Genomic DNA, 2,717 nt, shown 5'->3' on the forward strand with positions numbered 1-2,717 from the left:
CTCGCACGACCGGCTCCCCGGGACCGAGAGCGCCGGCACGGGGCAGACCGGACCGACGGGACGGCCGCTGCCCGACTTCCCCACGCCGCCGCCGCTGGCGCACCACGGCCCCGCGCGCGTCATCGCGATGTGCAACCAGAAGGGTGGGGTCGGCAAGACCACCACCACGATCAACCTCGGCGCCGCGCTCGCGGAGTACGGCCGCAAGGTGCTGCTGGTCGACTTCGACCCCCAGGGCGCGCTCTCGGTCGGCCTCGGCATCCGCACCCACGAGCTCGACAACACCATCTACAACCTGCTCGTCGAGCGCGGCCACGACGTGCACGACCTCGTGCAGCGCACCCGCACCGAGGGCCTCGACCTCATCCCGGCCAACATCGACCTGTCCGCCGCCGAGGTGCAGCTGGTGGGCGAGGTCGCCCGCGAGATGGTGCTCGCCCGTGTGCTGCGGCCGCTGCTCGACGACTACGACGTCATCCTGATCGACTGCCAGCCCTCGCTCGGGCTGCTCACGGTCAACGCCCTCACCGCGGCGCACGGGGTCATCGTGCCGCTGGAGTGCGAGTTCTTCGCGATGCGCGGGGTCGCCCTGCTCGTCGAGACGATCGAGAAGATCACCGACCGGCTCAACCCGCGCCTCGAGATCGACGGGATCCTGGCGACGATGTATGACGGCCGCACCCTGCACAGCAAGGAGGTCGTCCGCAGCGTCGTGGACCACTTCGGCGACACGGTGTTCCACACCGTCATCAGCCGCACGGTGAAGTTCCCCGACGCGACGCTCGCCGCCGAGCCGATCACCACCTACGCCTCCACCCACGGTGCCGCGGAGTCCTACCGCCAGCTGGCCCGGGAGCTGGTCGCCCGCGGCGGGGCGGCCTGAGACCCATGACCGGGGCCGAGCCCCCTCACCTGCACACCGTGGAGCCACCCGCGCCCGCGCCGGTCGAGGACGTGTCACCCACCGATCCGGAGGCCCTGGACGCCCCGGCGGCTCGGCCGGAGCCGGAGGAGCTGGCGGCGTCCGAGGCTCCCGGAGGAGTGCTCACCAAGCGGGCCGCCGGCACGCCGTTCGAGGTGCACCTCGACGTGTTCTCGGGGCCCTTCGACCTGCTGCTCGGGCTGATCTCCAAGCACAAGCTCGACATCACCGAGATCGCGCTGGCGAAGGTCACCGACGAGTTCATCGCCCACATCAAGGCCGCCCAGGCCGCGCACACCGAGTGGGACCTCGGGCAGGCCTCGGAGTTCCTGCTCGTCGCCTCCACCCTGCTCGACCTCAAGGCCTCGCGGCTGCTGCCGCAGCTCGGCCCGGAGGACGAGGAGGACCTCGCACTGATCGAGGCCCGCGACCTACTCTTCGCCCGGCTCCTGCAGTACCGCGCGTTCAAGGACATCGCGGCTGCTTTCGGCGCGCGGATGGCGACCGCCAGCAGGATGGCACCTCGTCAGGCTGGTCTCGACGAGCGTTTCACCAGTCTGCTGCCCGAGCTGATCATGGGGGTGACGCCAGAGCAGCTGGCCATGGTGGCGGCGCGGGCGCTCACCCCGAGGCCCGAGCCCACGGTGGGGCTGGACCACCTTCACGCACCTGCCGTCAGCGTGAGGGAGCAGGCCGCCCTGGTCGTCGCCCGGCTCCGCCGCGAGCGGACCTGCTCCTTCCGCGAGCTCGTGGCCGACGCGGGAGAGACCGTGATCATCGTGGCGCGCTTCCTTGCGCTGCTCGAGCTCTTCCGCGAGGCCGCCGTGGCCCTCGAGCAGGAGCAGGCCCTCGGTGAGCTCACCGTCCGCTGGACCGGTGACGACGAGGGAGACGTGGACATCACCGATGAGTTCGACGAGCCGGAGAGCCCGGACGAACCCAGCACCGACCAAGGAGGACCCTCGTGACGGATGACCCGATCGAGACGGCCGGACCCGAGCCTGAGGTCGAGCCGGAGCAGGTGGCGTTCGACGTCAACGACTTCCCGGGCGGCGCACGCAGCGCCATCGAGGCGGTGCTCATGGTGGTCGACGGGCCGGTGACGGAGATGGCGCTGGCCACGGCGCTCGAGCTGCCCGTGGACGACGTCGTAGCGCACCTGACCGACCTGCAGCAGGACTATGAACAGGCGCAGCGCGGCTTCACCCTGCGCAACGTGGCGGGGGGCTGGCGGGTCTACAGCGGCAGCGCCTATGCGCCGGTGGTGGAGAAGTTCCTGCTCGACGGCCAGCAGGCGAAACTGACCCAGGCCTCCCTCGAGACCCTCGCGGTGATCGCCTACCGGCAGCCGATCTCCCGCTCCCGGGTGAGCTCGGTGCGAGGCGTCAACGTGGACGGGGTGGTGCGGACGCTGTTGTCGCGGGACCTGATCGAGGAGGTCGGCGCCGAGGGGGAGAACGGCGCCACGCTCTACGGCACGACCTCCTACTTCCTCGAACGGCTCGGCCTCGGCTCGTTGGACGACCTGCCGGCGCTGGCCCCCTACCTACCCGAAGTGGACATGCTGGACGAGCTGGCGGAACGAGGACGCGGATGAGCGGCGACGACGGCGTGAGGAAACGAGCGGAGCGAGGCCCGGAGCGCCAAGGAGCGCGAAAGTCAGGCATGAGCGGCGACGACGGCGTGAGGAAACGAGCGGAGCGAGGACGCGGCCCGGGGCCGGGTGGTCGGAGCGGGAGGGGTAAGCCGGGAGCCGGCGTCCGCGGTCGAGGACGCGGGGCAGCGGGCCGCGCCG

At 71.3% G+C, this 2,717-nt stretch carries 3 protein-coding genes; all 3 read left to right on the forward strand.

Translation table 11 applies throughout. The annotated features are described in order from the left end of the window. Positions 1-883: ParA family protein (locus FRW57_RS20065; protein WP_238999506.1), on the forward strand; the 883-nt coding region annotated here is incomplete at its 5' end. Positions 884-888: 5 nt separating this feature from the next. Continuing rightward, the gene (locus tag FRW57_RS20070; RefSeq protein ID WP_152186888.1) at positions 889-1,890 is read left to right on the forward strand and encodes a segregation and condensation protein A; all 1,002 of its coding nucleotides are present in this window, start codon (positions 889-891) and stop codon (positions 1,888-1,890) included. Next, entirely contained in the window at positions 1,887-2,519 is a 633-nt protein-coding gene (gene scpB / locus FRW57_RS20075) for an SMC-Scp complex subunit ScpB (RefSeq protein WP_137120812.1), read from the forward strand. Before FRW57_RS20070 ends, scpB begins: the two co-directional genes overlap by 4 nt. The last annotated feature ends 198 nt before the right edge of the window (positions 2,520-2,717 follow it).

The sequence above is a fragment of the Segeticoccus rhizosphaerae genome, from assembly GCF_009192725.1.
Lineage (GTDB): Bacteria > Actinomycetota > Actinomycetes > Actinomycetales > Dermatophilaceae > Segeticoccus > Segeticoccus rhizosphaerae.

Excerpts from the sequence above, each read along its gene's own strand:
- FRW57_RS20070 (WP_152186888.1), top strand. The coding sequence starts at position 889 with ATGACCGGGGCCGAGCCCCCTCACCTGCACACCGTGGAGCCACCCGCG.